20 protein-coding genes and 1 riboswitch are annotated in these 24187 nt (G+C 36.0%); of the genes, 17 read left to right on the top strand and 3 right to left on the bottom strand.

The window, feature by feature from the left end; genetic code table 11:
* The first annotated feature begins 4 nt into the window (after nucleotides 1–4).
* From BK577_RS13665 to BK577_RS13680, 4 genes are all read left to right on the top strand, one after another.
* A complete protein-coding gene (locus tag BK577_RS13665) occupies nucleotides 5–2068 on the top strand; it encodes a beta-galactosidase GanA (RefSeq protein WP_139367307.1) in 2064 nt (687 codons plus the stop codon).
* Between the two features lie 138 nt (nucleotides 2069–2206).
* Complete coding sequence (locus BK577_RS13670) at nucleotides 2207–4954, top strand: glycosyl hydrolase 53 family protein (RefSeq protein WP_078433294.1); 2748 nt, start codon at nucleotides 2207–2209, stop codon at nucleotides 4952–4954.
* 212 nt (nucleotides 4955–5166) lie between these two features.
* Nucleotides 5167–6132: a calcium/sodium antiporter gene (locus BK577_RS13675; RefSeq protein WP_078433295.1), complete on the top strand. Its 966-nt coding sequence runs from the start codon at nucleotides 5167–5169 to the stop codon at nucleotides 6130–6132.
* 244 nt (nucleotides 6133–6376) lie between these two features.
* Nucleotides 6377–7612, top strand: coding sequence for an ATP-binding protein (locus BK577_RS13680; protein ID WP_078433296.1), 1236 nt, complete (start codon nucleotides 6377–6379; stop codon nucleotides 7610–7612).
* 29 nt (nucleotides 7613–7641) lie between these two features.
* Here the strand turns inward: BK577_RS13680 and BK577_RS13685 are convergent, their stop codons facing one another.
* Nucleotides 7642–8163, bottom strand: coding sequence for a YpiB family protein (locus BK577_RS13685; RefSeq protein WP_078433577.1), 522 nt, complete (start codon nucleotides 8161–8163; stop codon nucleotides 7642–7644).
* 158 nt (nucleotides 8164–8321) lie between these two features.
* Between BK577_RS13685 and BK577_RS13690 the strand changes: the two genes are divergently transcribed.
* The 3 genes from BK577_RS13690 to megL all read left to right on the top strand — a co-directional run bounded on the left by BK577_RS13690 (nucleotide 8322) and on the right by megL (nucleotide 11097).
* Nucleotides 8322–8939 carry a class I SAM-dependent methyltransferase gene (locus tag BK577_RS13690; protein ID WP_078433297.1) on the top strand — a complete coding sequence of 206 codons (618 nt, stop codon included), beginning with the start codon at nucleotides 8322–8324 and terminating at the stop codon, nucleotides 8937–8939.
* A gap of 72 nt (nucleotides 8940–9011) precedes the next feature.
* Nucleotides 9012–9821, top strand: coding sequence for an Fpg/Nei family DNA glycosylase (locus BK577_RS13695; RefSeq protein WP_078433298.1), 810 nt, complete (start codon nucleotides 9012–9014; stop codon nucleotides 9819–9821).
* Nucleotides 9822–9912: 91 nt separating this feature from the next.
* On the top strand, nucleotides 9913–11097 hold the full coding sequence (megL, locus tag BK577_RS13700) for a methionine gamma-lyase (protein ID WP_078433299.1): 1185 nt from the start codon (nucleotides 9913–9915) through the stop codon (nucleotides 11095–11097).
* 167 nt (nucleotides 11098–11264) lie between these two features.
* On the opposite strand, the gene BK577_RS13705 is transcribed toward megL, so the two are convergent.
* On the bottom strand, nucleotides 11265–11435 hold the full coding sequence (locus BK577_RS13705) for an aspartyl-phosphate phosphatase Spo0E family protein (RefSeq protein ID WP_226528630.1): 171 nt from the start codon (nucleotides 11433–11435) through the stop codon (nucleotides 11265–11267).
* A 282-nt stretch (nucleotides 11436–11717) separates the two neighbouring features.
* On the opposite strand from BK577_RS13705, the gene BK577_RS13710 reads away from it, so the two are divergent.
* The 8 genes from BK577_RS13710 to BK577_RS13745 all read left to right on the top strand — a co-directional run bounded on the left by BK577_RS13710 (nucleotide 11718) and on the right by BK577_RS13745 (nucleotide 20331).
* Nucleotides 11718–11951, top strand: coding sequence for a hypothetical protein (locus BK577_RS13710; protein ID WP_078433300.1), 234 nt, complete (start codon nucleotides 11718–11720; stop codon nucleotides 11949–11951).
* A 4-nt stretch (nucleotides 11952–11955) separates the two neighbouring features.
* Entirely contained in the window at nucleotides 11956–13068 is a 1113-nt protein-coding gene (locus BK577_RS13715; protein ID WP_078433301.1) for a GerAB/ArcD/ProY family transporter, read from the top strand.
* On the top strand, nucleotides 13065–14672 hold the full coding sequence (locus BK577_RS13720; protein WP_078433302.1) for a spore germination protein: 1608 nt from the start codon (nucleotides 13065–13067) through the stop codon (nucleotides 14670–14672). Before BK577_RS13715 ends, BK577_RS13720 begins: the two co-directional genes overlap by 4 nt.
* Nucleotides 14665–15891, top strand: a complete 1227-nt coding sequence (locus BK577_RS13725) for a Ger(x)C family spore germination protein (RefSeq protein ID WP_078433303.1) — start codon at nucleotides 14665–14667, stop codon at nucleotides 15889–15891. Before BK577_RS13720 ends, BK577_RS13725 begins: the two co-directional genes overlap by 8 nt.
* 110 nt (nucleotides 15892–16001) lie before the next feature.
* Nucleotides 16002–16232: an excisionase family DNA-binding protein gene (locus BK577_RS13730; protein ID WP_078433304.1), complete on the top strand. Its 231-nt coding sequence runs from the start codon at nucleotides 16002–16004 to the stop codon at nucleotides 16230–16232.
* Nucleotides 16233–16318: 86 nt separating this feature from the next.
* Nucleotides 16319–17281, top strand: coding sequence for an alpha/beta hydrolase family protein (locus BK577_RS13735; RefSeq protein WP_078433305.1), 963 nt, complete (start codon nucleotides 16319–16321; stop codon nucleotides 17279–17281).
* A 231-nt stretch (nucleotides 17282–17512) separates the two neighbouring features.
* A complete protein-coding gene (locus BK577_RS13740) occupies nucleotides 17513–18526 on the top strand; it encodes a BMP family ABC transporter substrate-binding protein (RefSeq protein WP_078433306.1) in 1014 nt (337 codons plus the stop codon).
* An 11-nt stretch (nucleotides 18527–18537) separates the two neighbouring features.
* The gene (locus tag BK577_RS13745; RefSeq protein ID WP_078433307.1) at nucleotides 18538–20331 is read left to right on the top strand and encodes a sensor histidine kinase; all 1794 of its coding nucleotides are present in this window, start codon (nucleotides 18538–18540) and stop codon (nucleotides 20329–20331) included.
* Between the two features lie 137 nt (nucleotides 20332–20468).
* Here the strand turns inward: BK577_RS13745 and BK577_RS13750 are convergent, their stop codons facing one another.
* Nucleotides 20469–22148: a glutamine--tRNA ligase/YqeY domain fusion protein gene (locus tag BK577_RS13750; protein WP_078433308.1), complete on the bottom strand. Its 1680-nt coding sequence runs from the start codon at nucleotides 22146–22148 to the stop codon at nucleotides 20469–20471.
* 344 nt (nucleotides 22149–22492) lie between these two features.
* Between BK577_RS13750 and BK577_RS26615 the strand changes: the two genes are divergently transcribed.
* Together BK577_RS26615 and BK577_RS13755 are read left to right on the top strand one after the other, a co-directional pair.
* Nucleotides 22493–22618, top strand: a complete 126-nt coding sequence (locus tag BK577_RS26615) for a hypothetical protein (protein WP_275955422.1) — start codon at nucleotides 22493–22495, stop codon at nucleotides 22616–22618.
* A 173-nt stretch (nucleotides 22619–22791) separates the two neighbouring features.
* Nucleotides 22792–22903, top strand: a riboswitch (SAM riboswitch).
* 137 nt (nucleotides 22904–23040) lie between these two features.
* Nucleotides 23041–24168, top strand: coding sequence for a sugar ABC transporter substrate-binding protein (locus BK577_RS13755; RefSeq protein WP_078433309.1), 1128 nt, complete (start codon nucleotides 23041–23043; stop codon nucleotides 24166–24168).
* Nucleotides 24169–24187: the final 19 nt, after the last annotated feature.

A 24187-nucleotide genomic window follows, 5' to 3' on the forward strand; every position in this document is an offset into this window, starting at 1 on the left:
GAGAATTATGTCAAAGGTTGAAAAGACTTATACAACAAAAGCAAACTTTATGCTTCACGGCGGAGATTATAACCCTGATCAATGGTTAGATAGACCTGATATCTTAGCAGATGATATTGAGTTGATGAAGCTTTCACATACAAATACATTTTCTGTCGGTATCTTTGCATGGAGTGCACTCGAACCGGAAGAAGGAGTTTATAACTTTGAATGGTTAGACCAAATTTTTGAAAATATCCTTGGTATTGGAGGTCGGGTCATCTTAGCTACTCCAAGTGGTGCCCGTCCTGCTTGGATGTCTCAGAAATATCCTGAGGTTCTACGTGTGAATGGCAGCAGAGTGAAACAGCTTCATGGCGGAAGACATAATCACTGTTTTACGTCTGAAGTTTATCGTGAGAAAACCGGGCAAATGAATCGTCTGTTAGCTGAAAGGTACGGTAATCATCCAGGCTTGTTAATGTGGCATATCTCAAATGAATATGGTGGCGAATGTCATTGTCATAAGTGTCAACGTGCTTTTCGCAATTGGCTAAAAGAAAAATATAACAATGACCTTAAAGCATTAAACGATGCATGGTGGGGCCCCTTCTGGAGTCATACGTACAGTGATTGGTCACAAATTGAATCACCGTCTCCTATTGGTGAAAGTGCTGTGCATGGCTTGAATTTAGATTGGCGTCGATTTGTAACAGATCAAACAATCGATTTTTATAAAAATGAAATTGTGCCGTTAAGAGAGATCACACCACAAATTCCGATCACAACAAACTTTATGGCTGATACATTTGACCTGATTCCGTTTCAATCACTTGATTATAGTAAGTTTGCTAAACATCTGGATGTCATCAGCTGGGATGCCTATCCTGCTTGGCATAATGACTGGGAAAGCACAGCAGATTTAGCTATGAAAGTAGGCTTTATTAATGATTTATACAGAAGCCTAAAGCAACAGCCGTTCTTATTAATGGAATCAACGCCAAGTGGTGTAAACTGGCATGAAGTGAATAAAGCGAAACGTCCGGGAATGCATTTGCTCTCATCTATGCAAATGATTTCACATGGCTCGGATAGTATATTGTATTTCCAATGGAGAAAGTCACGCGGTTCATCCGAAAAATTCCACGGTGCTGTTGTTGATCATGACAATAGCTCAGAAAACCGTGTATTTAAAGAGGTAGCAAAGGTTGGGCAGACGTTAGAAAAGTTATCTGATATTGTTGGGACAAACCGTCCTGCAGATGTTGCCATTCTTTATGATTGGGAAAGCAATTGGGCTATCAACGATGCTCAAGGATATGGTTTAAAATCAAAGCAGTATCCACAAACATTACAGCAGCATTATCGTCCATTCTGGGAAAAGGATATCCCTGTGGATGTTATTACAAAGGAACAGGATTTTGCTGATTATAAATTGTTAATTGTTCCGATGCTCTATTTAGTAAGTGAAGAAACAATTTCTCGTTTGAAAACATTTGTACAAAATGGCGGAAAATTAGTCATGACCTATATTAGCGGTATTGTGAATGAGCATGATCTCACATACTTAGGTGGATGGCACAAAGACTTACAAGAGATATTCGGAATGAAGCCTGTTGAAACAGACACGCTATATCCAAAGGATCGTAACCGAGTCACATATCGTAATCAGTCATACGAGTTGAAGGATTATGCAACTGTCATTGATGTGAATACAGCAACTGTAGATGGAACATATAAAGATGATTTCTATGCAAAAACACCTGCTGTAACGAGCCACAACTTTGGTGAAGGTGAGTCCTACTATATTGGCGGACGATTAGACCATCAATTCCATCATGACTTTTACCAAGAGCTAATAGATGAGCTTCAGCTTAAACCTGTTCATACAGTAAAACATGGTAAAGGTGTATCTGTACAAGTAAGGCAGGCACCTGAAAGTGATTACCTGTTTGTGATGAACTTTACTGAGGAGAAACAACCTATCAGTCTTGATTATAAAGTTAAGGACTTGGTAAGTGGTGAAGAAGTCACAGGTGATCTGACACTTGATGTATATGAAGTTAGAATCCTGGAAAAATCAAAGTAAAACGAAATAAAACAACAAAAGAGAGCGAGAATGACTTGATCATTCTCGTCCTTCTCTATGCCTTAATTTCATCATTGTTGAGCACATTCAAGGAAGCGCTTACCATTAACTGATAGTTTACTAGGGAGATGAAAATGGATGAAAAGAAAAAGAATGTTGTTATCAATATTGTTAACCATTGTTATGATTGTAAGTACTTTACCCCTTCAAAATCAGAGAGGTTTTGCAGCAACAGAGGAACCAAATCTTTTATTAAATGGGGGATTTGAAACAGATATTTGGGATGGCGACTCATGGACTATAGATAATATAGATTGGGAGCAAGCTGAGGCTATCCATTTTCCGTATTCTGACGATCCCTACATCACTAGTCATGAAGGACAATACGCATTTAAATATTGGATCAAAGACACTGCAACAGGAGATCAAACATTTACAGTGAAACAATCCATTGACTCATTACCGGCAGGAAGTTACATGCTGACTGTTAGTGCGATGGGTGGTGATGGGACTGAAGCAGCCGATATTACATTATTCGCAGGAGAACAAAAGATGGAACCAGTTGCCACGAAAGGCTATAACAATTGGGACACAATTACATATTCTTTTGAATTAACCGAGGAAACAAAGAATGTAGCAATCGGTGCTACGATTAAAGGTGCACAGAATGCATGGGGGTACTTAGATCAATTCCAACTTAGCTCACAGGATGTTTCGAGCCAACCTGTTGAAGCGGATATCTTTGTGGAAAAAGTAGATGGATTAAGTGATGACTTCATAAAAGGAGTAGACATTTCCAGCATTATTTCATTAGAAGAAAGCGGCGTGACGTTCAAAAATGAAGCTGGTGAACAGCAGGACATTTTTCAAACGATGAATGAAGCTGGTGTGAACTATGTTCGTGTACGAATTTGGAATGATCCTTATGATTCTGAAAGCCGAGGTTATGGTGGAGGAAATAATGACTTAGAAAAAGCGATCGAAATTGGAAAAAGAGCGACAGCAAACGGAATGAAGCTGTTAGTTGATTTCCATTACTCTGATTTTTGGGCAGATCCTGCTAAGCAACAGGCACCAAAAGCATGGCAGAACTTAAGCTTTGAAGAGAAAAAGAATGCCGTTTATACCTATACGAAGGATAGTCTTCAGGCCTTACTAGACGCAGGCGTTGATGTTGGTATGGTTCAGGTTGGAAATGAAACAACCGGCGGGTTTGTTGGAGAAACAGATTGGACAAAGATGAGTGAATTGTTCAATCAAGGTAGCAAAGCGATTAGAGAAATTGATTCTAGTATTTTAGTAGCTTTACATTTTACGAATCCTGAGAGTGCAGGGAGATATTCTACGATTTCAAAAACACTTAATCAAAATAATGTGGATTATGATGTTTTCGCGAGTTCCTACTATCCGTTCTGGCATGGAACTTTAGATAATTTAACATCTGTCCTAAAAAACGTAGCAGATACGTATGGGAAAAAAGTGATGGTGGCCGAAACTTCGTATACGTACACAGCTGAAGATGGAGACGGTCATGGAAATACAGCACCAAAGGATTCAGGTCAGACATTAAATTATCCGATTACTGTTCAAGGACAAGCTACTGCTGTTCGGGATGTAATTGAGGCAGTTGCAAATGTAGGGGAAGCTGGTATTGGTGTTTTTTATTGGGAACCTGCTTGGATTCCTGTTGGTACAGATCTGGAAGAAAATAAAGTGAAATGGGAAAGAGATGGTTCAGGTTGGGCTACAAGTTTTGCGGCTGAATATGATCCGGAGGATGCAGGTCACTGGTATGGAGGCAGTGCAGTTGATAATCAGGCATTATTCGATTTCGAAGGAAAACCATTATCATCTTTAAACGTCTTTAAATACGTCAATACAGGAGCAAAAGCACCACTTGAAATCGATGTGATAAAAGACATTTCAGTCCATGCTGTTTTAGGGGAAGAGATTACTCTACCGGATCATGTCACTGTTACCTATAATGATGGAAGTGAAGGAACTGCAGCTGTTACGTGGGATATAACTGCATTAACACAAGCAATCAATAATGGAGTTGGCACATATGTAATAGAAGGTGAAGTAGAAGGGGGAGGAAAAGTAAAAGCGAATCTCCAAATCAACCCTAAAAACTTTGTGTTGAACCCAAGTTTTGAAGATGAGGATCGCAGTATGTGGAAGATTATTCATCAAGATGAATCTGCCCCACATGCTACTTATCAACAAAAAGCTTCAGATGCCAAATCCGGGGAATTCGCTGTTCATTTTTACTCAGATAATGCGGTAGATTTTAAAGTTGAGCAAACGATTACTGGTTTAGAGCCGGGCTACTATAACCTCTCTATGTTCTTACAGGGTGGAGATGCAAAAGAATCGAATATGTTTCTTTATGCTAAGACAAGCAGTGATGAGATAAAGGATGAGACAACGGTAAATGGCTGGGTGAACTGGAGTAATCCTGCGATTGAGGAGATTTTAGTTGTTGATGGAACACTAACAATCGGAGCAAATATTGAAGCAGGTCCAGGGGCATGGGGAACAGTGGATGATTTCTCCTTAACTAAAGTAAAAGATTATGAAGAAGATAAAGAAGAAGATCCTCTTCCAGAAGAAGAGAACTTAACTCCACCCCAACCTAAGCCAGTCGATGATTCTCATAAAGTATCAGAACCGAATCTTGATAAAAAAGAGTCTAAGGATAATAAAGATCTATCAGGTAGCCCTGTAGGTCAAACAGAAAAACAAACTGAAACAAATGAAAATGCTGGCAAGACATTGCCAAAAACAGCAACAAATACGTTTAACATGCTTTTAGCAGGTGTAGTATTGATTGGGGCAGGTGTATTGGCGATTGTATTAGTTAGAAGAAAAGTCTTAGAAAAATAAAAGTGAATATATAAAAGGGATTGTCTGTAAAGACTATCCCTTTTATACTTGTTTTTAATTTAGAGTATTGTGTTTAGCAGGTTTTTAACCCAGCAACAGCATTTTTTTTCTATAGATGAGGATATTGTATTGTATTGTATTGTGTATTTGGCCTAAAGAGTTGGTATGCTAATCATAGACACTTCTCTATATAAAGAAGGAGGTACGAAAAATTGTCATATTTACTGCTATTGTTGGGAATTGTCTTACTGATAAAAGGTGCTGATTACTTCGTTGATGGTGCATCCAGCATTGCACGGACCCTGCATGTTTCACCAATGTTAATTGGGTTAACCATTGTTGCGTTTGGAACTAGCTCACCTGAGGCAACTGTAAGTATAATTGCAGCTGTTGAGGGAAATGCGGGTGTTGCTATTGGAAATGTTGTAGGAAGTAATATATTCAACATTACCTTTGTTGTTGGAATAACAGCACTTTTGAATCCGTTAAAAGTAGAAAATGAAACGATTCGAAAGGAAATACCTTTTACTTTATTAGCAAGCGTGACCTTACTTGTATTAATAAGCGACATGACGCTTCAATTCTTTGTGGTGAATTCTATTACTAGAAGTGATGGTCTTGTTTTTCTACTCATCTTTGCTGTGTTTATGTATTACATTTTTGAGGTAGCTAAAAATAGCCGAGATAAAATCAAAGAAGAAAGTGGTACGGATGAGAGAGCTGTTTCAACTTCATGGATAAAAAAACTCATATTTACTGTGGGAGGATTGTTGGCTATTATATTTGGTGGTGATTTGGTTGTGGATAACGCAACTGTTATTGCCTATTCTTTTGGTATGAGTGAAACGTTAGTGGGACTAACGATAGTAGCTGTCGGTACATCACTCCCGGAGTTAATTACCTCCATAACTGCTGCAGTTAAAAAGGAAAGTGACATTGCCTTAGGAAATATTGTAGGAAGCAATATTTTTAATATATTATTTGTTTTAGGGGTATCTTCAGTTATTTCACCTTTAGCTGTTGATAGTAAGATATTTATTGACGTCATACTAATGATTATCCTTACAATCATTTTGCTCATTTTCTCAAGAACCAGCTTTCAAGTTGGAAGACGGGAAGGTAGCTTTTTAGTTGTTGCTTATCTCATATATATGGCATATATCATTGTGCGAAATTAATGAGTTTTTTTAATTATAGGAAGGCTGTCACAAAATGTGACAGCCTTTTAGTGCTTTTTACATTTAATAAAAAGAAGAAACCGCCAGCAATTTTTAACCTTTATATTTCTGAAAAGCACCTTTAAAAGATTAATAGATAGGTAGATACTCTCACATAGAGTTTATTAAATTTTTCCAATTGGGATATAATTCTAGTTCAAATATGCTATGATGAAAGAAAAATCTAGGTGAAGAGGATAACGGGATGAATCGATCAGGACAAATTATTCTGGTGTTAATATCGGTATTATTTACAGCCTATCAAACAGTTATGGAACAGGAACCATTTTTTACAGTGGATTTTTTTATTTTTACCATTATTGCATTTTTCGTAGGAAGACAGTATGACTTAGCTAGATTTTATGCAAAAAACGCAAAGCTAAAGGATGAAAGCTATAAAAAGCTAATTGATTCATTTCCGGAATCGATTATTATTCATGATAATTTTAAAATTTGTTATGTGAACTATGCAGCTGTGAAGATGATAGGGGCTGGAAGTAGAGAAGATTTGATTTATCGTTCAATCCTGGACTTTATTGTTCCAAAGTACATGGGACGTGCTGAAGAAAGAATTAAAATGATTAAAAAGAAGAATTCTCCATTGAGTTGCATTGAATATGAATTAATGCGAGGTGATGGAACAACATTTTTCTTTGAAGGTTCATCAATGAACATCTCGTACGGAAAAAGTGAAGCAATCTTAACAATTGGTAAGGATATTACAGAAAAGAGGGAACAAACAGAAAAGCTGCTGCTAAAGTCTGAAAAACTGGCGTTGTTAGGTCAAATGGCAGCTGGAATTGCCCATGAAATTCGAAATCCGCTTACATCCATAAAGGGATTTATTCAATTGTTTAAATCAAACCATCTACAAGAAGAATATTATAATATTGTGTTGTCAGAGCTTGATCGTATTAATGCAATAGTCGGGGAATTCCTTGTTCTTTCCAAACCAAGTGCCTCCATATTTGTTGAAAAGGATCTTAATGAGCTAATTAAAGATGTGATTACGTTAATGAGTACACAATCCATATTAAATAATGTGCAAATCTTTTCGGAGGTTGACTCGGATTTACCTATGATTTGTTGTGAGGAAGCACAATTAAAGCAAGTGTTTTTGAATCTGTTTAAAAATGCAATTGAAGCGATGCCTAATGGAGGAAATATCTATCTGAAGATGAAGGGAAATGAAAAGGGTACTATTGTTATTCAGGTAATTGATGAGGGGGTAGGTATTCCTCCTGAGCGAATTCCTACACTAGGTGAACCGTTTTATACCACGAAAGAAAAAGGAACCGGATTAGGACTCATGACCTGTTATAAGATCATTGAATCACATAAGGGACAGTTATCGATACATAGCGAAGTAAACAAAGGAACAACAATAGAAATCGTGATCCCTACAATGACACAACCGCTATTAAAAAGGGAATTTGTATAAAATAACCTCATAGATAAGAATCTATGAGGTTATTTTTGTATCTCCTTCAGTTTTTTAACTAACTCATGGAAAAGCTCTTCGTTTCGATCATCAAGTGCCTTATTAATTTGACTTTTTAGTAAAGCAATTTCAACAACAAGGTCGGTAGCTTTTGCGTCTTTTTCAGATTGCTCAAATTGTTTGATAGAATGAATGCGATGTGTTTCAACAAGTTGTGTATAACGATGATCAGAATGTTTCCCAAAATAGTGAAGAATAATAAATATCTTATCTGTCGGGTTATTCATTAATGATCCAAAAGCTCTTGAAACATCTTCAGTTTTGAAACCATTGGAATAGAAGTGGAAGCCGGGTTCATCAGAACTAATACTGGAGATCATGATGGTGCGTTCTTTAGGGTGTACTGACTCGGTAAAAGATAGGTTCTTGAGGAGATGATGATTCTTTTGAATATATTCTATAAGTCTCCGCGCTTCCTTGTTTTTTAATTGATGATGGTCTAAAAACCATTTTAGAAATTCACCTTTTTTAGTGGTTGATATCCAATTCATTATAGCCCACCTTACTATCAATCTTTTTTTTTAATACTTTAAGAAAGTTTAACTATATTAAAGGATTAAAGGATAAGAAAAGACATCGACTTCCGCCATTCTTAGCGGGAAGTCGTGTTTTTCTAATCATAACACACTGTTGCAAAGGAGAAAAACGAATGGCAGAAAAGACATATGACCGGTTACTTGATATTGATACAGATGATGAACAAAAGGGATTTCATAAATCCTTTCATTATCACCGGTATGAACCTACTCCATATCAAGGACTGGAACAATTATTTCAGCACTATAAGCTGACAGAAAGTGATCGCTTAGTTGATTTTGGTTGTGGCAAGGGGAGGTTGCCAATATTTGTCCATTACTTATTTCACACATCTGTTGTAGGAGTTGAAATGGATCACCTTTTTTATGAAAATGCTGTAAAGAACCGTACCAGTTATATCGCGAAAACAAAGAGGAATGGCAATCAGATCATTTTTCATCATTGTTTAGCAGAGGAATATCCAATAAACCAAGCAGACAATTGTTTTTATTTTTTTAATCCTTTTTCCGTTCAAATCTTTATGAAAGTAGTCCGTAACATTCTAAAATCGGTTGAAAAAAGAAACCGTAATGTCGAATTGATTTTATATTATGCAGCAGAAGACTATCTTTATTATTTGGACAACCAAACTTCTTTCGTATTAAAAGAAGAAGTGAAAATAAATGGACTATATGAGCATAACGCCAATGAGAGGTTTTTAATTTATCAATTGGAAAGGTATGAAGTCTAAGAAATGCCGGTACATGTTTACATATTTAATATGAAATACTAACAAAAAATTTTGTATTAGGGATGTGTTTTTGTGCCTGAATTACCTGAGATGGAAAATTATAAACGGATTTTTGAAAAAAAGCTTGTCGGAAAAACCATTCAGTCAGTAGAAGTGACGAGAGAGAAGTCGATTAATAAAGCGGTTCCTGCTTTTATAGATGAAGTAAAAGGGAGAAAGCTAGTTGCAATTGAGAGACGGGCAAAACATTTGGTGTTTAAATTGGATTCGGGTGGTCATTTATTGCTGCATCTTATGCTGGGAGGACTCATGTATATCGGAAATGAGCAAGACAGTCCTGATAGAACAAAACAGGTCACTCTCACCTTTGACGACTGCCAATTGTTTTTTATTGGGCTAAGATTAGGGTACCTTCATCTTCTTACTGCTCAAGAGGTAGAACAGGAATTTCTTGATTTAGGCCCTGAACCTCTCGATCCGGGCTTTCAATTATCAGAATTTGATGAACAGCTTAAAAAGAAACGCGGGACATTAAAATCGACTCTTGTTAATCAAAAGTTTATTGCTGGTATTGGTAATCATTACTCTGATGAAATCTGTTTTGAAGCAAAATTGTTACCTATGCGAATAGGAGATGAACTTTCATCCCGGGAAAGAGCTTCACTATTCCATGCGATCCAAACGATATTAAATAGAGGTTTGACATATGGTGGATATATTGAAATGCCTGTAATTAAGGGGGACGAGTTAACAGGAAAGTATAATGAATATTGTTATGTTTATGATCGGGAAGGTGAGCCTTGTCCTCGCTGCAAGAATACAATTATAAGAGAAGAGATTTCTTCAAAAAAATCATTCTTCTGTCCTCAATGTCAGATATGATGTAGTGCCAATCAACGTCCCCCTTTAGGATATAAACCATAGGAACCAAGACGGACATTTCCCAATATCCTATAAAGAGGGGGGAAATCCTATGAAAGAAAAGGAGTACCAATTTGCCACAAAGGCAATTCACGCAGGTTATGATCCAAATAAGCATCAAAATAGCTTAACCCCGCCAATCTACCAAACATCCACATTTACTTTTCCCACAGTGGAACATGGAGCAAACAGATTTGCAGGAATAGATGAAGGGTATATTTACTCCAGATTAGGTAATCCAACGGTGACAGTATTAGAAGAACGAATCGCACAATTGGAAGGCGGAGAAGCTGCACTGGCGTTTTCATCAGGAATGGCTGCTATTTCAGCTGTTCTCATCGGCATAACAAAAGCGAATGATCACATTATTTGTTCAAAAGGAATTTACGGCTGTACTTTCGGTTTATTACAGCTCTTAAAGGAAAAGTACAAAATTGACCATACATTTTCTGAGCTATGTTCAGAGGAAGATATTCTTGCACAGATGAAAGAAACGACAAGCTGCATATTTATTGAAACTCCTATGAACCCTACAATGAACTTAATTGATTTAGAAAAGGTTGTCTCGATTGCCAAGGAACGAAACATCAAGGTGGTTGTAGACAATACGTTTTGTTCTCCTTATTTACAAACACCAATTAAGCTGGGATGTGATCTGGTTATCCATAGTGGAACAAAATATATCGGTGGTCACGGAGATGTCATTGCGGGTCTGGTAGTAGGAGACAAAAATACGATTGATTCCTTTAAAAAAACTACACAAAAGGATATAGGTGGAGTTATCTCTCCATTTGATGCATGGTTACTACTTAGAGGTTTGAAAACATTGGCTGTTAGAATGGATCGTCATTGTGAGAATGCAGAAAAAATTGCGATGAAACTAAAAGAGCATCCAAAGGTTAAAGCCATTTATTATCCCAAGGATCCTGATCATTCCCAATATCAAATCATGAAAAAACAAATGAAAAATGGCGGAGGATTAATCTCATTTGAAGTAAAAGGCACATTTGAGGATGCTGTTAAATTTGTGAATCATTTAAAGTTAATACCCATTGCTGTAAGCTTAGGTGATGCAGAAACATTAATTCAACATCCTGCTTCAATGACACATGCTGTTGTTCCCGCACATATAAGGAAGGAAATGGGGATTTCAGATATGTTGATGCGTCTCTCTGTAGGTCTTGAAGCCTGGGAGGATATTTGGGAAGACATACAATCAGCATTAAATCATAAATAGCTAGTGGCATCATGCTACTAGTTTTTCTGGTTTATTAGAAAAAATCAAAAAGATAGAATAGGAAAGATTTTTAGGACTTATAGGTATATTCTTACTTATCCATAAGTAAATAGAAGGACAGGGTGGTTCTTGATTGACTCTTGCTCATAGAGGATCTGTCCTATAAATTAACTACATGACTTTAAAAGTAACTGTGTTTCTAGTATAAGTCTGTCTAATTCTTCGCTGTACTTAATCGTTTCAGGATTGTTCATTCCTTTTGCCTGGGCAGTAGCGATCATTAATCTTCTCACTAAATCTATTTTATGACCCAGATCTTGGTTCACATTATTCATCATTTTTCATTGCTCCCTATACTTAACAGATCGTATATACCTATTATTATTGATTTCTCTCCATTTTGGAATGCCTTCGACAATCATTCTATCAAATAGACAAATTTTTTATTGTTTTAGACATAATTTATCTGTATATGCACGGTCGTTTTGAGTGTTCAAAAATAAACACAGAAAGATTTTGGTTCTTTCATACTAAAAAAACCACATTTGTCCATAATAAACCATATATTAGAAGGAATTAGTTTGTTTTATCATTTCAAATATGGTTAAGGTGTGTAGCCAATGAGAGCTGTTATGTTTCTTACAATTTTTATCCTGCTTAGCTTATTGATTGCTCAGATTGATGCGTATCTTTATAGCAGTAATTTAATTAACCAATATAAAACACTTTTAGCGATGGATCCGGGATCTAATAAATGGATGATATACGTTTTTCTATTGTTTGGGTTTCTTTATTCTGTAGGGAAAAGTGTGAAAGAAAAATTACAAAAAATAAAAAACATAGGAAGTAAGTAGAGTAATGAAGCAACTTGTAGAGAAAATTTCACTCTGGCAGCTTTATATCCTAATTGTTTGTTTTCAAATTGGTAGCGCTGCTTTAGTAGGAATAGGAAATGAAGCAAAGCAGGATGCCTGGATTGCTGTCATCATCGGAACTTTTTTTGGAATGGCTATTATGCTGTATTATTTGTTTCTCCTCTCAAAAGTACCTGGTAAGAACTTATTTGAGCTATTTGTCTTTTGTTTTGGAAAGTGGATCGGTAAATTTTTTACACTATTATATGTTATCTACTTCTTTTATGTATCTGCCAGGGTGTTGCGGGATTTCTGTGAGCTCTTAGTTTCTACAATTTTTGAGATAACACCATTAGAGGTAATTTCTATCACGATGATGCTTGTAATCGTCTATATATTTCAGCATGGCTTAGAGGTACTGGGGAGAACAAGTGAGGTTTTCTTTCCGTATGTTGTAGCATTTATTGTTATGACAGGTTTAGGTATATGGTTCTCGGGTGAGTTTGAAATAAGTAATATCCAGCCGATCTTAGCTGATGGATTTAAACCTATTGTAAATGCACTTTTTCCACAGTTACTGACCTTTCCTTTCGGAGAAGCAGTGACCTTCATGGTGATAAGCGCCTATATTGGCACAAAGAAACATATAAAAAAGGTGAGTGCTGCGGGTGTTTTTACCAGTGGTGTTTTGCTTGCATATGGGGCTCTCATTCAAATTTCTACTTTAGGAGTTGATTTAAAGGAAAGAGCAAACTTTCCTTTATTAAGTGCTTCACGTGAAATATCCCTATTGAATTTTATCGAACGAGTAGATTTAATTATTGTGTTTTTCGTTATGTTCGGAATCATCGTAAAGGTGGGAATCTTTTTTTACGGAGGTTTAAAGGGTCTTGAACTAATTACGAATAAACCATATCGAAGTATGACACTTCCAATGGGATCACTCATTGCCTTTTTCTCAGCTGGTATTAGTCATAACTTTGTTGAACATCTTAAGGAAGGGTTAGTGTTCGTGCCATTCTTTATGCATATCCCTTTTCAATTCGGTATTCCTTTGCTTCTACTGCCCTTTATTTTATGGAAAACAAGGAAAAGAAAAAAGGAGTCTAGCTCATGAGTAGTTTTTCATCTTTGTTTACAAGAAGAAAAAACAAAAATAGGGGAAAAACCTCTGAAAAAGAGATATATGACCAAGAGGGGATACCAAAGCATTATGACAGAAAGCTGGATCGAAATTTATGTAGTATTCAAGAGTTATTTAAACAGACTACTGATTATGAAGAAATCCATATTAAAGTTGGAGATTTAAAAGGGTGTGTTTGTTATTTAGGAACGACATTAAATAAAAGCGAGCTAAATATGCAGGTTTTAGAACCGCTAAGAGAAGCGTTTAAGCAGCCGGAAACAGATGCACACAGAGATTTAGACTCTTTAAGAGAAGCCTTTTTCCCGGCGGTTTCTTATGAATATGCTGAAACACTGCATCAGCTTGTTTGGCAAATGTTAAACGGTTATGCTGTTGTCATGATTGATGAGCATAGTAAGGCCTTGGCGTTAAACATAGGAGGAACAGATAAACGTTCCATTTCAGAGCCTAGTACTCAAACAATTATTCGTGGTCCGAAAGAAGGATTTATAGAGGATATTAATACGAATATAGGTCTAATTAGAAAAAAAATAAAAAATCCCCGGCTGGTTTTTGAAGATTTTAGAGTTGGAAGTGACTCAAATACCAAACTATCGATTGGATATATGAAAGGAATTGTAAATGAAGATATCTTAAGTGAGGTCAAGCTAAGGATAAATAAAATTAATGCTTCAGGTATACTTGATACTGGTAATGTAGAGGAGTTTATTACAGATGAAACCTTTACCTTTTTCCCTCTTGTTTATAATAGTGAACGACCTGATAGCATTAGCGGAAATATTTTGGAGGGGAAAATCGCCATTCTCCTTGACGGTTCACCATTTGTGTTGATCGTTCCCTCTGTTTTTACAGATTTCTTTCAGTCTACAGAGGACTATTATCAACCATTTTTTATGACAAGCTTTATAAGAATTATCCGATATGTGTCATTTATGATTACTCTCACATTTCCCTCTCTATATGTGGCGATTACGACTTATCATCATGAGTTAATGCCAACACCGCTTTTAATAAATATACAAAGTCAGAGGGAAGGGGTACCATTTCCTGCCGTTATTGAAATATTAATGATGGAGCTTACCTTTGAAGTATTAAGGGAAGCGGGAGTTAGAATGCCGCGGGCTGTTGGCCAAACATTATCTATTGTTGGAGCGCTAGTTATCGGACAAGCTGCAGTTGAAGCCGGTTTGGTTTCTAATGTTTTAGTTGTCATTGTTGCATTTTCTGCCATTGCAAGCTTTGTGTCTCCTATTTATAATTTTTCCATTGCAGCAAGGTTGATTCGATTTATTTTGATTATTATGGCTGCATCATTAGGTTTATATGGAATTCTTTTATCACTTATTGTTATGGTTATTCACTTAGTAAGTCTACGAACATTTGGAATCCCATATTTAACTCCAGTTGCTCCGTTCAAGCTAAAAGATCAATCAGATGTGTTTGTCCGTGTCCCAATTTGGGGAGACCGGTATCGCCCTTCATATTTGATGACTAAAGCACCGGTGAAAAATAAAGATTCTTCTCGGCCATCTTCTCCAGATCAAAACACTGGGGGTAAGAAGGAAAATGACTAAAAAAATCCTATTGCCTTTTTTGGCACTACTATTATTCCTTACAGGGTGTTGGGACCGGGAAGAGCTTGATGAGATAGCGATTGTGGCGGGTATTGCAGTGGACAAAGGGGAAGAAAAAAAGTATCGAATGACAGTAGAGGTTGTTAACTCCGCAGAATTTGGAAAACAAAGTGCACAAGGAAATGCTCCTGTGAACATCTACACATTAGAAGGAAATTCTCTTTCGGAATTATCAAATAAAATGAATGTGGGGTTAACCCGTAAGCTCGTATTTTCACATACAAGGGTTCTTTATATTAGCGAAGAGGTGGCTAGAGAAGGAATTTTTGGATTTTTGGATTTTCTTGATCGAAGTGGACAGTTCCGAAATGACTTTAGTATTGTTATCACAAGTGGTTATCCTGCTTCAACTTTCACAAAAATCACCTATCCTGTGCAAAAAAGTCCTTCATTGAAGCTTAGTACTCAAATTGCGACGCTAACGGATGAGTGGGGTGGAAATCCCGATGTTCAGTTATATGATTTCATTACATCCCTTATTTCAAAAGGAATTAATCCTGTTGCCGGGATAATATCCATTCGAGGAGATCCTGAAAAAGGGCAATCTGTAGAAAATAATAAAGAAATTGATCCTGGTGCGTTGGTTCTTGCTGATGGGATGGCTGTGTTTAAAGGTGATAAAATGGTGGGGGAACTTTCACTAAATGAAACTAGGGGATACCTTTGGACGAAAGAGTTAAGAAGTACGAGTTTGAGTATTCCATGTGATTCAGAAGATGCTAATACGACAAATAAAAACGAGTTTTTTTTAGATGTTCGAGTCATAAGATCAAAAGTGAACTTAGAATCCAAATATAAAAATGATCGACCGAAGATCAAAGTGAAAATTAATGCGGAAGCTATGATACAAGGAACACAATGTCCTAAAGATTTGACAAAAATTGATGTTTATTCAGACCAAGAAAAACTAGTTGAAAAATTCGTGAAAGCAGAAATATCCCAGCTTATTAAAAAAGTCCAGAAGGAATACGAAGTAGACATCTTTGGATTTGGGGATGCACTTAATAGACAGAATCATAATAAGTACAAAGAAGTGGAGAACAGATGGGATGAAGAATTCGCAAAAGCTGACCTGGACGTTGAGGTTGATCTTCAGCTATTAAGAGCGGGAATAAAAAGCAAAAGCTTTAATGCAGATATAGAGGAATTAAGTGAGTAATAATTGCCAATCACACCGCCAATTCACAGATGTGAATTGGCTTTTTACTTGTAACAAACTAGTATAATCTACTATGATGGTAACGAATGAAGGAAGTGAAGGAGAATATCATGTATTTAACAGTGCAAGAAACAGCAGAATACCTGTCATTATCAGAAGAGCAAATTAAAAAACTAATCCTTGAAAAAAAGATCAGAGCACTCTTTGATGGAAATCAATATTTAATTAATAAGGAACAATTTAATACCCACCTAGAACAAATGGAAAAATATAAAAAGGTAGTGGAAGAGTATATGAAAGAACCAATTCCCGAGGATATCGATGTAAAAGACGAAGATTAATTTTTCTTACTTAAAAAATAATGACAATTCTCTGGAAAGATGTTATCATTATCAATAATGATAATAATTGAAAAGGGGATAAGTCTATGAGCACAATTCGTGAAGAAGAGGTTTCAATCATTCATGATATTACATTAAAGGGGACAATGGCTTTTCCATCTTTAGAATCGGAAAAACACCCTGCTATTATCTTAATTAATGGCTCAGGTAGTTCAGATCGGGATGGAAATATGAAGAAACCTGCCATTCAATCAGATTTATATAAAGAATTAGCTCATTTTTTAACGGGATTAGGCTTTATTACGCTAAGATATGATAAAAGATCTGTCGGGGAAAGTGAAGGCGATCCGATTAAATCCGGCATGCTCGATTTGGTCCGTGATGTGCAAGAAAATATTCAATATTTGAAGAATCATCCAAAAGTAGATCATGATAGGATTTTGCTATTAGGTCATAGTGAAGGATGTATTATTGGAACAATCGCACATCAACAAATACCGGTTGCCGGTTTGATATTACTTGCGGGGGCAGCAAGTAATATTGAAGAGCCAATGGCCTATCAAAATCAACAAGCTATAGAGGAAATAAAGCATTTAAAAGGCATTAAAGGAATGATCTTGAGAAATCTTGTTACAAAATCGAAGGTGGAAAAACAAGCCGCTAATCTAAAGCGGAAAGTAGAGCAATCACAAGGTGATACGATGAGGTATCAATTGAAAAAAATGCCAATAAGATGGTTTAGAGAACATTATTCTTTTTCGACAGAAATGATTATTAATATCCTTAAAGATGCCCAATGTCCTATATTGGCTATTACAGGTGATATGGATGTACAGGCAAATCCGGAAAATGTAAAAAGAATTGAGCAACTGGAAAAACCGAACACAACTGCAATTGTTATCGAAAACATGGATCATATGCTAAAGGAATTTCATGGAGAAAGAACAATCTTAAACCTTTTAAAACAATACAAAAAGGAAGCAAAAGATCCGATTCATTACAAACTTAAAGAAGAGTTGAAAGATTGGCTGATCATAAATTATCTATAATGTGTAAGGAACTCAGTGTGGATTAAGCACTGAGTTTGTTCTTTGTAGAGAACAAAAATTCTTATTTAGGCTTCCTGATGCAAATGCTATTTTGTTATGGAAATTTTAAAAAGATGGAAGATTTCTATGCTTGTCGAATAATGTAGATATTTCTCATAAATATATAGCATGTGGTTGGATTGTTCGCTATAATGATGTCAGATACTGTACAATCTTTAGGGAGAGAAAAGAATGAATCAACAATCGACACAACTTAGATTTATTGGGATAGTAGCAGTGATTGTTGGAATTATCTTTATTAGTATAATAGGATTTAAGATGAAAGATATCATCTCAGAAGCTGTTTCAACTGGAACCGATGGGAAAACAAAGGTGACAATCATAACATCAGATGTCATTGTAGATCAAAGTTGGGGGAGCTTGGCATATAAAGGAAAACTGAAAATGGAAGAGCTTTTTCCAGTTGACGTAATTTTATATAGTGAAATTAATACAGACAAACTAATAAAGAATACAATTGAAGAAGCGGTACGAAACCAATCACAAGTAATTATCGGTCATGGTCGTGAGTTTTCGGACGCGTTTACAGAATCGGCAAAAAAGTACTCAGATATTCATTTTATCACTCTGCATGGTACTTCAAAATATCCGAATCAATCTGTTTACACATTTGATCAAGGGGAAATCGAATACTTTGCTGCACTTGCTGCAGCGAAAGTGACTAAAACAAATAAAGTTGGCTTAATTGATTCTTATGAAGCAAGAATCAAAAATCCGGAGTTTGAAACAGGACTAGCCTATTATAAACCGGAAATAAAATTTTATTATCGTAATGTTAATAGTAGAGACGATGGTGAAAAAGCTTCCAAAATTCTTCAACAGTTAATAGATGAGGGAGTAGATGTTGTTTATAGTAAAGGAAACTCCTTCAATAGAGATGTCATAGATTTGGCAAAAAAGTCAGGAATATATGTCATCGGATATCTTGACGATCAGTCGTATATGGGGAAGGATCATGTTATTACGAGCGTGAAAAATGATGTATCACAAGCATATGTTGTCATGATGGAAGATTACTTTAGTAAGGATGGAATTCCACATGGGCAAGTGATGTTAAGTGCCGAGCATGGTGTGTATAGCTTAGCTCCGTTTGGACCGATGTTATCTGATAAAGATAAACAGTTTATAGAAAATGAAATGAATAAATTCGATAAAGGAGAGATTAGCTTTCCTTCATTAAAGTAAGGAGGATTACGTTGAGAAAATTATTGAAACATATGTCATTTCGGGCAAAAATTCTCTCAATCCTCCTCATTTTGACTTTTCTGTTAAGTGGTTTTTCCTTCATTTTGGTACAATCAATTGAAGCTGTTAAAGAAGTGAGTAACAAAATAGAGGAGAAGAACGTACCTGAGGTCTATTGGCTTACACAATGGGATAAAGATCTTGCCGTTAGAGAGCTGGTTGTAAAAGAGTACTTAGGAGAAAATTTATGCTGTGATTTCGTTGAAGTCTATCAGTCGTATCAATATGAAGAAGAAAATGAAACGTCTGATCAACCTCCTGCTGTTCCTTCTTCCCTAATTAGTATAAAAAAGGATATAGAATTACTAGACTTTATGGTCATAAATAATATTCAAGGATTATTAGCATACGAAGAGTATGATGAAGCCCGTACATTTATAAGTTCAGTGTACCTGCCACAACTTGAAGAATTACGGACAGAAATAAATGAAGCGAAGAAACTGGTCTTTACAAAGTTCACTGCACATTCGGACGAGTTTTCTAGTATTATCTCAAATGCACTTTGGCTACTCATTAGTATCACAATAGTGGCTATTTGTTTGTCTATTATTGCAGCGTATCGAATAAGTGCAAATTTGACAAAGCCTATTGAAACAATGGTTGATAAAGTTGACCTAATTGCCAGAGGCCAGTACGGGCTTACTCTGCCACCCCTGAAACAGGTTGAATTTGAAGAATTGGCGAATTCCATTAATCAAATGTCCAAGAGCCTGAAAGATTCATTTACAACTATTTTGAATGATAAAATGTATCGCGAGCAAATCGTGAATTCTTTGCCCATTGGTATTATAACAATAAATGATGAGTTGTCAGAGCTTAAAATTAATAGAGCAGCTGCTGATATTTTACAATATAACGAAGACATAATAAGTAAGTTTATGAATGAACAGATTTATGATGAAAATGAACAGTTTTGGAATATCTTAACTCTTGATTCAAACTTTCATCATAGAAAGATTACATATAAAATTGCAAAAGAAAACAAAGTCTTGCTCGTTTCTCAAACAGGAATGCACGATCATCAGTGCCAAATTATTGGAAGAATGATTAATTTTGTTGATATGACAGAAACCGAAGAACTAGAGAAAAGAATGTACCAATCTGAGAAATTAGCAATAGTTGGAGAAATAGCTGCAGGTGCTGCACATGAAATCAGGAATCCTTTGGCTGTTGTCCAAGGCTTCTTATCGCTGATGAATCAATCACTGGGGGATAAAGAGAAAAACCAATATCATATGGCTCTACTGATGAAGGAACTTGAACGGATTAACAGTATCATTGAGGAAATGTTGCTTTTATCAAAGCCTGGAGCACCAATTAAAAAAGAGGTATGTCTTCAAAGCGTATTGGAAGAGTTTTTACCGTTAATTATTGATTCCTCTGAAGATATTACCATTCATATCAACCTGATTCATAGAACTGTACCAATTGATTCAAAGCAAATGAAGCAGGTTTTTCATAATCTTGTTCGGAACAGTATTGAAGCAATGCGCGGCCAGGGAGAAATATGCATTTATTCACAAGTATCTGATAATTACTTTCAGATTTATGTAAAGGATAATGGTCCGGGAATACCATATGATTTAAAGGAAAAGATTTTTGACCCGTTCACAAGCTCAAAAGAAGATGGAACAGGCTTAGGGTTAATGATTGTAAAAAGAATTGTTGAAAACCATGATGGACATATTTCCGTCCACGAGACCTCTTCAGACGGTACAATTTTCTTAATAGAGCTTCCATTATAAAAAGAAGATGGCTTACGATTGCCATCTTCTTTTTATACTATCAGAGAGTATTTAAATTTTATGGATGAAAGTATAAGAAAAACTAAGGCTTTCGCCATTAGGACTTGGCGACAAGCTAAATTTTTCTAATAATGTCACTATTTTAATTTAAACGAACTTTTCAGAGACACGATCCGATTGAATACCGTTTTTTCTGCTGTTGTGTGCTTAGGATCCACATTAAAGTATCCATGGCGGAAGAATTGAAATTTGTCTTGTGGTTGAATATCCTTCATATTCGGTTCAATAAATCCTTGTAAAACTTCCAGTGAGTTTTCATTTATATAATCAAGGAACGTTTTTTCTTCTGAAGAATCAACTTCATCTTCACCTTCTTCGTCTTTTTGCTTATCAAGGATAAGTGGCTCATATAAACGAAATTCAGCAGGCAATGCATGTTTTGCATCAACCCAGTGTAATGTTCCTTTTACTTTACGACCAGTAAAGCCGGTACCACTCTTTGTTTCCGGATCGTAGGTACAATGAATCTCAATCACATTTCCATTTTCATCTTTAATCACTTCTTCGCACTTAATGAAATAGGCATGTTTTAATCTTACTTCATTTCCAGGGAACAGACGGAAATACTTTTTGGGAGGGTTTTCCATGAAGTCCTCCTGCTCAATATAAATTTCACGGGAGAATGGAATTTGTCTTGTTCCCATCTCAGGCACTTCAGGATTAATCTCTGCATCAAGCATTTCAACTTGATCTTCCGGATAATTGGTAATGACAACTTTCAAAGGCTTCAAGATTCCCATTGTGCGAGGAGCTTGAAGTTTTAAGTCTTCACGGACAAAATGCTCAAGCATTGCTTCATCTGCAGTAGCAAATCCTTTAGAAACACCTGTTTCTTTTACAAACTCACGAATAGCTTTTGGCGTATATCCTTTTCTACGTAGCCCGGAGATTGTTGGCATACGTGGATCATCCCATCCATCAACAACCTTTTCATCAACTAGTTGTTTTAATTTTCGCTTACTCATTACTGTATTAGTGATACCTAAACGACCAAATTCTATTTGCTGAGGTTTATGCTCCATTTCACATTCTTCAATGACCCAATTATAAAGAGGGCGTTGGTCCTCAAACTCTGTTGTACATAAGGAATGTGTAATGCCTTCGATTGCATCTTCAAGTGGATGAGCGAATGCATACATAGGATAGATACACCAAGTATCACCAGTATTATGATGAGTAGCATGTGAAACACGGTAGATAACAGGATCACGTAAATTTATATTTGGTGATGACATATCAATTTTTGCGCGGAGAACTTTTTCTCCATTGCCAAATTCCCCATTACGCATACGCTCAAATAAATCAAGGTTTTCCTCAATAGAGCGATTTCGATATGGACTTTCTTTACCAGGCTCGGTCAATGTACCACGATATTCTCTAATTTCATCCGCTGTTAAATCATCTACATAGGCTTTTCCTTTTTTGATAAGAAGAACAGCACGATTGTACATTTCTTCAAAATAATCGGATGCAAAGAATAAACCGTCCCAGTCGTAGCCTAACCAAGCTACATCTTCTTTAATGGATTCTACATATTCTGTATCTTCTTTTAATGGATTTGTATCATCAAATCGTAAATTTGTTTTTCCTTTAAATTCATCTGCTAATCCAAAGTTAATAACAATCGATTTTGCATGACCAATATGAAGATAACCATTTGGCTCCGGCGGGAAGCGAGTGTACACATAATCCCGTTTTCCTGTCTCAAGATCCTCTTTAATAATTGTTTTAATAAAGTTTGAGGAATTCTGTTCCAAATCAGATCAAACCTTTCTTTTATATGTAAGAATAAATTCTACCCTCCATTATACCAATAGATAATAAAAAGGTTAATTTACTTGCAGTATTTATTTGTAATAGTATATATAATTGCTACATGAATCAATGTGTATACAAGAATTGAAGAAAAGATAAGCTGTTTTCTGAAAGAATTTCATTTAGATCCTAGTTTGAATCTTGTGTCTGGAGCGAAATGGAACGAACTAAATATTACATGTAACTTTATTAAAAGACTATAGTACGCAAAAAAACGAAAGGGAAGTTAAGTGTATGCATCTTAACCAGTTGTGCAAAATAACAAAGTCTGGTAGGAGGTGAGAGTATGCCAAATAGAAACGATAATAAATTCAGAAAGATTGAATCTGAAAGTCAAAAACAAGGTAAATCTCAAGAAGAATATGCGGCAGAGTTAGCGAACAACAAAATGAAAGCACAGAAAAGAAAATAATAATTCAAATGGGCAAGCATAAATGCTTGTCTTTACTATTTAAAAAATGTAAGCATTTTATTATAAAAGTATAATAAATTCTGATAGTATAAATATTCAAATAATGGTTGACATTCATTCTATACCGGATTAAAGTATATGTATTGTTATTTTACTTAATCGCATAAAAACATCTCTTATCAAGAGTGGCAGAGGGACTGGCCCGATGATGCCCGGCAACCGTTCTATTTCCGAATAGAATTGGTGCTAAATCCTGCAAAGCTGTATGGCTTTGAAAGATAAGAGAGGAGACTCCTATTATTGTGGTGAAACCTCTCTGTCTTAGAGAGGTTTTTTGTGTTACCCGGACTTGTGAAATTAGAGAGAACAAGTTCAAGGCATGAGTAAATCATATTCTATTAATTGAGGGGAGCAATGCAGCTATGAAGAACAAACTATTTAACACATTATTTATTTTAACATTGGTATTAACCGTATTTGTTTCAGGGTGTTCATCTAGTAATGGCGGAACGAATGAGTCGACAAAATCAAAAGGAAATCCTGACGTGTCACTCGATAATGTGCCTGAAAGATTTAAAGATGGTGAAGAAGTAAAAATTAAAGTAATCCGCAAAATTGGCGGGGATGATCATACAGCTCAATTTCTAGCAGGAGCTAAAGAAGAAGGGGAAGCATTAGGCTTCCAAGTTGATGTGTTCACAGCAAATGGTGACACAGCTAAATTCCATGATGCCATCGCACAAGGACTTGAGGAAGATTATGATGGATTTATCATTTCTCATGGTGATGACGAAGCAACAATTAATGCTGTGCAAAAGTTGGTTGATGCAGGTAAAAGTGTTGTTACATTTGACTCAATTGATGGATTATCAAAAATTAATGGAGTGACATTAACTTCACAGGATGATGAAGCACTGGCTAAATTAGCTTTAGATCAATTAGTGAAAGAGACAAAAGGTGAAGCGAATATCGTATACCTTTGGGTTGACGGGTTCCCTCCAATGGTTAGAAGAAATGCTGTTTACCAAGATGTTTTAAAGAATAATCCGGGAATTAAAGAAGTAGAGCGCTTTGGTATTGCATCTGCAGATACATCTGTTCAAACGCAAAACGCTGTTGCTTCTATGCTTAATAAGCACCCGAAAGGTGAAATTGATGCGATTTTCGCAACATGGGATGCATTTGCGATCGGTGCAGCACGTGCCATTAAAGAAGCTGGAAGAGATGAAATTAAGATTTATGGTATTGATGTTTCGAATGCGGATCTACAAGAAATGCAAAATGAAGCAAGCTCATGGAAATACACGGCAGCTGTTGATCCCAAGCTTATCGGTGCAGTGGACATGAGAATTTTGGCTAAAAAACTTGCTGATGAAGAAACACCTGAAACATATAATCTTGAAGCATCACTTATTTCACAAGATGCGTTACTTCAATCGAATGAGCCTATTAATATGGTGAATTTAGCTGACACTGTGGAAGGTTGGGGTCAGTCAGATGCATTTGAAGAAGAATGGATGAAAACATTAAAAGAATATTATAAGAAATAATATCTCTAGCAGGGAACGG

It is taken from the genome of Metabacillus halosaccharovorans (assembly GCF_002019635.1).
GTDB classification, from domain to species: Bacteria; Bacillota; Bacilli; order Bacillales; family Bacillaceae; genus Metabacillus; species Metabacillus halosaccharovorans.